This window comes from Arhodomonas sp. KWT, assembly GCF_010993615.1.
This window is the reverse complement of the sequence record NZ_WNXE01000146.1, coordinates 1-6581: the sequence shown is the minus strand read 5'-3', so window position 1 is coordinate 6581 and position 6581 is coordinate 1. Positions and strand designations below refer to the sequence as shown.

4 protein-coding genes and 1 pseudogene are annotated in these 6581 nt (G+C 70.4%); all 5 read left to right on the top strand.

From position 1 onward, the window contains the following. Positions 1–1025 (top strand): heme A synthase (locus tag G7A99_RS15245; RefSeq protein ID WP_371807624.1); only part of this gene is annotated, 1025 nt, incomplete at its 5' end. Beyond that, positions 1022–1963: a heme o synthase gene (cyoE, locus tag G7A99_RS15240; RefSeq protein ID WP_163141636.1), complete on the top strand. Its 942-nt coding sequence runs from the start codon at positions 1022–1024 to the stop codon at positions 1961–1963. The genes G7A99_RS15245 and cyoE, both read left to right, overlap by 4 nt. Positions 1964–2132: 169 nt before the next feature. Then, on the top strand, positions 2133–2993 hold the full coding sequence (locus G7A99_RS15235; RefSeq protein ID WP_018718697.1) for a LysR substrate-binding domain-containing protein: 861 nt from the start codon (positions 2133–2135) through the stop codon (positions 2991–2993). 128 nt (positions 2994–3121) lie between these two features. Further along, on the top strand, positions 3122–6025 hold the full coding sequence (gcvP, locus tag G7A99_RS15230) for an aminomethyl-transferring glycine dehydrogenase (protein ID WP_163141633.1): 2904 nt from the start codon (positions 3122–3124) through the stop codon (positions 6023–6025). Further along, a pseudogene (gene gcvT, locus G7A99_RS15225) lies at positions 6022–6581 on the top strand (glycine cleavage system aminomethyltransferase GcvT); the annotation flags it as partial. The gene gcvP and the pseudogene gcvT, both read left to right, overlap by 4 nt.

The window sequence follows — 6581 nt, the reverse complement described above, 5'->3', positions numbered from 1 at the left end:
AGCAAGAGGAAATCCGCGTGTCCCGTTCCCCGTGGTTCCGGCGACTGTCCCTCATCGCGACCCTGCTGACCCTCGTCGTGGTCGTGCTCGGCGCCTACGTGCGCCTCTCCGACGCCGGTCTCGGCTGTCCCGACTGGCCGGGCTGCTACGGCCAGATCAGCGTCCCGGACGCCCCGGAGGAGATCGCGAGCGCCAACGCCGCCTACCCGGACCGGCCCGTGGAGGCGGCGAAGGGCTGGAAGGAGATGGTTCACCGCTACGTGGCCGGCACACTCGGGCTGCTGGTCTTCGCGCTCGCGGTCCTGGCCTGGCGTAACCGGCGCGAGCCCGGCCAGCCCCTGGCCGTGCCGCTGGCTCTGGTGGCCGTGATCGTCTTCCAGGCACTTCTGGGCATGTGGACCGTGACCTGGAAGCTCAAGCCGCTGATCGTCATGGCCCATCTGCTGGGCGGGCTCACGACCCTGTCGCTGCTCACCTGGCAGACCCTGCGTGTGTTTGGCGGTGCCGGCGCGCTGCGCCTGCCGCGGGGCTGGCGCGTCGCCCTGGTGGCGGCGCTCGCGCTGCTCGCCGGCCAGATTGCCCTGGGCGGCTGGACCAGCGCGAACTACGCCGCGCTCGCCTGCAACGAGTTCCCGGCATGCACGCCGGGTGAGGTCTGGCCCGAGGTAGCGGACTTCCCGGCCGGCTTCGACCCCTGGCACGGAATCGGGCCCGATTACGAGTATGGTACCCACCTCAGCCGCGGGGCCAAGGTCGCGATCCACTTGGCCCACCGGGCCGGGGCGGTGGTGGTCTTCCTCGCTCTGTTCGGCCTGGGGCTGGCGCTGATCCGCCGGGGCGGCCTCGCCGCCGCGGGCGGGGCCGCGCTCGCCGCGGGCGTCACCGCGCAGTTCGCCCTGGGGGTCAGTAACGTCCTGTTCAGCTTGCCCCTCGGCGTGGCCGTGGCGCACAATGCAGGCGCCGCGATACTGCTCGCGGTGCTCGTCGCGCTGAATCACTTCGCACATCCGAGCCGACTGTCATGAATCACACCGCCTCCGTCGCCGCCAGCGAGGATCTACCGGTGCATCGCCACCTCATCCGTCACTGGCGGGACTACTACGAGCTCTGCAAGCCCGGCGTGGTCGCGCTGATGGTGTTTACCGCGGTGGTCGGCGAGCTGCTGGCGGTGACCACCGAGGTGCCCTGGCGGGCGCTGACGATCGGCAACCTGGGCATCGCGCTCGCCGCCGCCTCGGCGGCGGCGGTGAACCACCTGGTCGATCGCGGCATCGATGCGCGCATGGCGCGCACCCGCGGCCGGCCCATCCCCAGCGGCCACATCCGGCTGCCCCACGCGATCGCCTTCGCCGCGCTGCTCGGCGTCGCCGGCCTCGGCCTGCTGTACTACCTTGTCAATCCGCTCACCGCGCTGCTGACCTTCGGCTCGCTGCTCGGCTACGCGTTCGTCTACACGATGTTCCTCAAGCGGGCGACGCCGCAGAACATCGTCATCGGCGGCGCGGCGGGTGCCGCGCCGCCGGTGCTTGGCTGGACGGCGGTGACCGGCAGCGTCGATCCCAACGCGCTGCTGCTGTTCCTGATCATCTTCACGTGGACGCCGCCGCATTTCTGGGCGCTGGCCATCCACCGTCAGGCGGACTACGCCCGCGCCGACATCCCGATGCTGCCGGTCACCCACGGCGACCGATTCACCCGCTGGCATGTGCTGTTCTACACCCTGCTGCTGGTGGCGGTGACGGCGCTGCCCTTCGCGACCGGGATGAGCGGCTGGCTGTACTTCGTCGGTGCGATGGTCCTTGGCGTGGTGTACCTCGGCTACGGCGTGGCCATGCTGGTGAGCGATTCGGCCTCGCTGCCGATGCGCTCGTTCGGCTACTCGATTATCTATCTGATGGCGCTGTTCGCGCTGCTGCTGCTGGATCACTACCTGCCGATCATGGCGTCCGCGCTCGGCGGCTGACCGCCGCCGGGCGCCGTTACGACCGCTGTCCGCGGCGGAGGATGTACTAGTCTTCCCTCGACGGCGTTGCGTTTGCTTGACGTGAGCCCCGCCACGCCGGCGCGAACGCGCCTTGCCCCCGAACCGCTCCGGCGTTCTGACACACGGCAATCCCTCTGGGAAGATGAGTATGGATTACATCCCCACCGAGCTGCTGCGCAGCTTCGTGCTGGTTGCCGAGGCCGAGGGCTTTACCCGCGCGGGCGAGCGCCTGGGCCGCTCCCAGCCGGCGGTCAGCCTCCAGATGAAGCGCCTCGAGGAGCTCACGGGCCAGTCGCTGCTGGTGCGCGACGGCCGCCGCCTGCGTCTCACGCCGGCCGGGGAGACGCTGCTCGACTATGCCCAGCGGATCCTCGCGCTCAATCGCGAGGCAATGGGGCGGCTGGCCACCCCGGAGCTTGCGGGCACGGTCCGCCTGGGGGTGCCCAACGAGTTCGCCAGCTCCTTTCTCCCGGAAATCCTCGGCAAGTTCGCCAAGGCCCATCCGAACGTCACCCTGGAGGTTACCTGCGACCTCAGCAACCGGCTGCTTGCCCGGCGCGAGCGCGAGGAGCTGGACCTGGTCTTCGCGCTGCACGCCGATGCCGAGGACGTCGCCTCCGGAGCGGGCTGGACGGAGGAACTCGTGTGGGTCACGAGTCCCCGTCACGACAGCCACGTGCGCACGCCGGTGCCGCTGGTGGTGGCCCCGGAGGGCTGCGTCTACCGCGGCCGGATCCTCTCGCACCTGGAGCGTGAGGCGGTGCCGTGGCGGGTGGCCTACACCTGCGCGAGCTTCGGGGGGATCCGCGCGGGCGTACTCGCCGGTCTCGGCGTGACGGTGCTCGCACGCAGCATCGTCCCGAACGGACTGCGGGCGGTGACCGCCGCCGAGCATCTGCCCCGCCTCCCGCCAGTGCAGGTGCGCCTGCACTATGACCCGGCGCGCACCACCGAGGCCATCGACGCGCTGGTGGCCTATATGTCCGCCAACCTCGAGAGTCGCCTGTAGTCGCATTTGAGAAATTTATGCGACCATTGGGAGTATTGATTTAACAAATCGATATGCCCGGGCTACGGTTGCGGGACTGATCGCTCCCGGCAGCGCATTGCCGCCACGATAGAGAGTGAGGCGACCCCATGAGCGAACCGCATACCCCCCTGACGGCCCTGGAGGGCCACGACGAGTTCCTCGGCCGGCACATCGGGCCGGACGCCGGGGAGCGCCGGCGTATGCTGGAGACCGTCGGCGCCGAGGGCATGGAGGCGCTCATCGCCCGGGCGCTGCCCGAGGACATCCGTATGGACGCCCCGCTGGCGCTGGATGGTCCGCGCAGCGAGGCGGAGGTGATTGACGAGCTCGGCCGGATGGCCGCGCGCAACGAGGTCAAGCGCTCCTTCATCGGCGCGGGCTATTACGGCACCCACACCCCGACGGTCATCCAGCGCAACGTGCTGGAGAACCCGGCATGGTACACGGCGTACACGCCCTACCAGCCGGAGATCTCCCAGGGCCGGCTCGAGGCGCTGCTGAATTTCCAGACCATGGTGATGGACCTCACTGCCATGGAGATCGCCAATGCGTCGCTGCTCGACGAGTCGACCGCGGCGGCGGAGGCAATGACCCTGTGCCAGCGTGTGAACCGGCGCAATCGCGGCAACGTCTTCATCGTGGACGCCAACTGCCATCCGCAGACCATCGATGTCCTGCGCGGCCGCGCGGCGCCCCTGGGCATCGAGGTGGAGGTCCGGGATCCGGGGCAGGGCCTGCCCGAGTCCGGCTTCTTCGGCGTGCTGCTGCAGTACCCGGGGACCGACGGCGCCGTCCGTGACCCGAGCGCCGCGATCGAGGCGGCCCACGCGGCCGACGCCATGGCCGTGGTGGCTACGGACCTGCTCGCGCTGACCCTGCTCACGCCCCCCGGCGAGATGGGGGCGGACGTGGTTGTCGGCAGTGCCCAGCGCTTCGGCGTGCCGCTGTTCTTCGGCGGTCCGCACGCCGCCTTCATGGCCACCCGCGATCGCCACAAGCGGGCCCTGCCCGGGCGGCTGGTGGGCGTATCCGTGGACGCCCACGGCGACCCCGCCTACCGCCTGGCGTTGCAGACCCGCGAGCAGCACATCCGCCGCGAGAAGGCGACCAGCAACATCTGCACGGCGCAGGCCCTGCTCGCCGTCATCGCTGCGATGTACGCGGTCTACCACGGCCCCGACGGGCTGACTCGCATCGCGCGCCGGGTGCACCGCCTGGGTGCCATCCTCGCCCAGGGCCTGCGCGAGCTCGGCTGGGGCGTGGTGGACGCGCCGTTCTTCGATACCATCGCGGTCGACGCCGGTGACGCCGCCGACGGCCGCCTCGCGGCGGCGATGGATGCCGGCTACAACCTGCGCGACCTGGGTGCGGGTCGGATCGGCATCGCCCTGGATGAGACCGCCACCCGCGAGGACGTGGCCGCGCTGCTGGCGGTGTTCGCGGACGACGCGGCGGTCCCGGAGGTCGCGGCGCTCGACGAGCGCGTGGCCGATGCGCTGCCCGCCGGTCTGGCGCGGCAGAGCGCATTCCTCACCCACCCGGTGTTCCACCGCTATCGCTCCGAGACGGAGATGCTGCGCTACCTGCGCCGCCTGGCGGACTACGACCTGGCGCTGGACCGGGCGATGATCCCGCTGGGCTCGTGCACCATGAAGCTCAACGCCACCACCGAGATGCTGGCCGTCTCCTGGGCGGCGTTCAGCGGGATTCACCCCTTCGCCCCCGCGGCGCAGACCGGGGGCTACCGCGAGCTGTTCGCCGACCTGGAGCGCATGCTCTGTGCGGTCACCGGCTACGACGCCGTGTCGCTGCAGCCCAATGCCGGTGCCCAGGGCGAGTACGCCGGGCTGCTCGCGATCCGCGACTATCACCGCGACCGTGGCGAGCCGGAGCGCGACGTCTGCCTCATCCCGTCGTCCGCCCACGGCACCAACCCGGCCTCCGCGCAGATGGCCGGGATGCGCGTGGTGGTGGTCCGCTGCGACGGTGACGGCAACATCGACATGGATGACCTGCGCGCCCGGCTCGCCGAGCACGGCGAGCGCCTGGCCGCGATCATGATCACCTACCCGTCCACCCACGGGGTGTTCGAGACCACCGTGCGCGAGGTCTGTTCACTGGTCCACGAGCACGGCGGGCAGGTCTACATCGACGGCGCCAACCTCAACGCCATGGTGGGCCTGACCCAGCCGGGCGAGTTCGGCGGCGACGTCTCCCACGTCAACCTGCACAAGACCTTCTGCATCCCCCACGGCGGGGGCGGTCCGGGCGTCGGCCCCATCGGTGTGCGCGCCCACCTGGCGCCGTACCTGCCCGGGCACCGCTACGGCGGGGTCGAATCCGGTGGCGTGCCGGTGGCGGCGGCGCCCTGGGGCAGCGCCGGCATCCTGCCCATCTCCTGGGCCTACATGCGGCTGATGGGGGCCTCGGGTCTCACCGACGCCACCGAGGTGGCCATTCTCAACGCCAACTACATTGCCGCACGACTGCGCGATGCCTACCCGGTGCTCTACACCGGGCGCGATGGGCTGGTCGCCCACGAGTGCATCATCGACCTGCGCCCGATCAAGGACGAGACCGGCGTCACCGTGGACGACGTCGCCAAGCGCCTGATCGACTACGGCTTCCACGCCCCGACCATGTCTTTCCCGGTGGCGGGTACGCTGATGATCGAGCCCACGGAGAGCGAGTCCCAGGCCGAGCTCGACCGCTTCTGCGACGCCATGCTGGCGATCCGCGAGGAGGTGCGGGCCATCGAGCGTGGCGACCTCGCGGCGGACGACAGCCCGCTGCGTCATGCCCCGCATACGCCGGCGGACCTGGTGGGCGAATGGGACCGCGCCTACTCCCGGGAGAGTGCAGTCTTCCCGATGGCCGGGCAGCGCCAGGGCAAGTACTGGTCGCCGGTGGCGCGGATCGACAACGTCTACGGCGACCGCAATCTCGTCTGCGCCTGCCCGCCGATGAGCGAGTACATGGACGAGCCGCAGCGCGAAGGGGTTGGGTCATGAGCGACGATACGGATCTCCGCCGGGTGCCGCTGGATGCCCTGCACCGGGAGCTCGGGGCCAGGATGGTCCCCTTTGCGGGATACGCCATGCCCGTGAGCTACCCGCTCGGGGTGATGAAGGAGCACCTGCATACCCGCGAGCGTGCCGGGCTGTTCGACGTCTCGCACATGGGGCAGGTCTGCCTGTACGGCGCCGACGCCGCCGGGATGCTGGAGTCGCTGACCACGGGCAACATCGCCGGGCTCAAGCCCGGGCGCCAGCGCTACACGCTGTTCACCGACGAGCGCGGCGGCATCCTCGACGACTTCATGGTCTGCAATGCCGGTGATCACCTCTACCTGGTGGTCAACGCGGCCTGCAAGGATGACGACCTTGCCCACCTGGAGGCCCACGCGGGCGCCGGGGTCCGTGTCGAGTCCCGCTTCGACCGGGCGCTGCTTGCCCTGCAGGGGCCGGCTGCCGCGGAGGTCATGGCCGAGCTCGCCCCGGACAGCCGGGAGATGGTCTTCATGGATGCCCGGCCCCTCGAGGTTGCCGGCGTGCCGTGCTTTGTCAC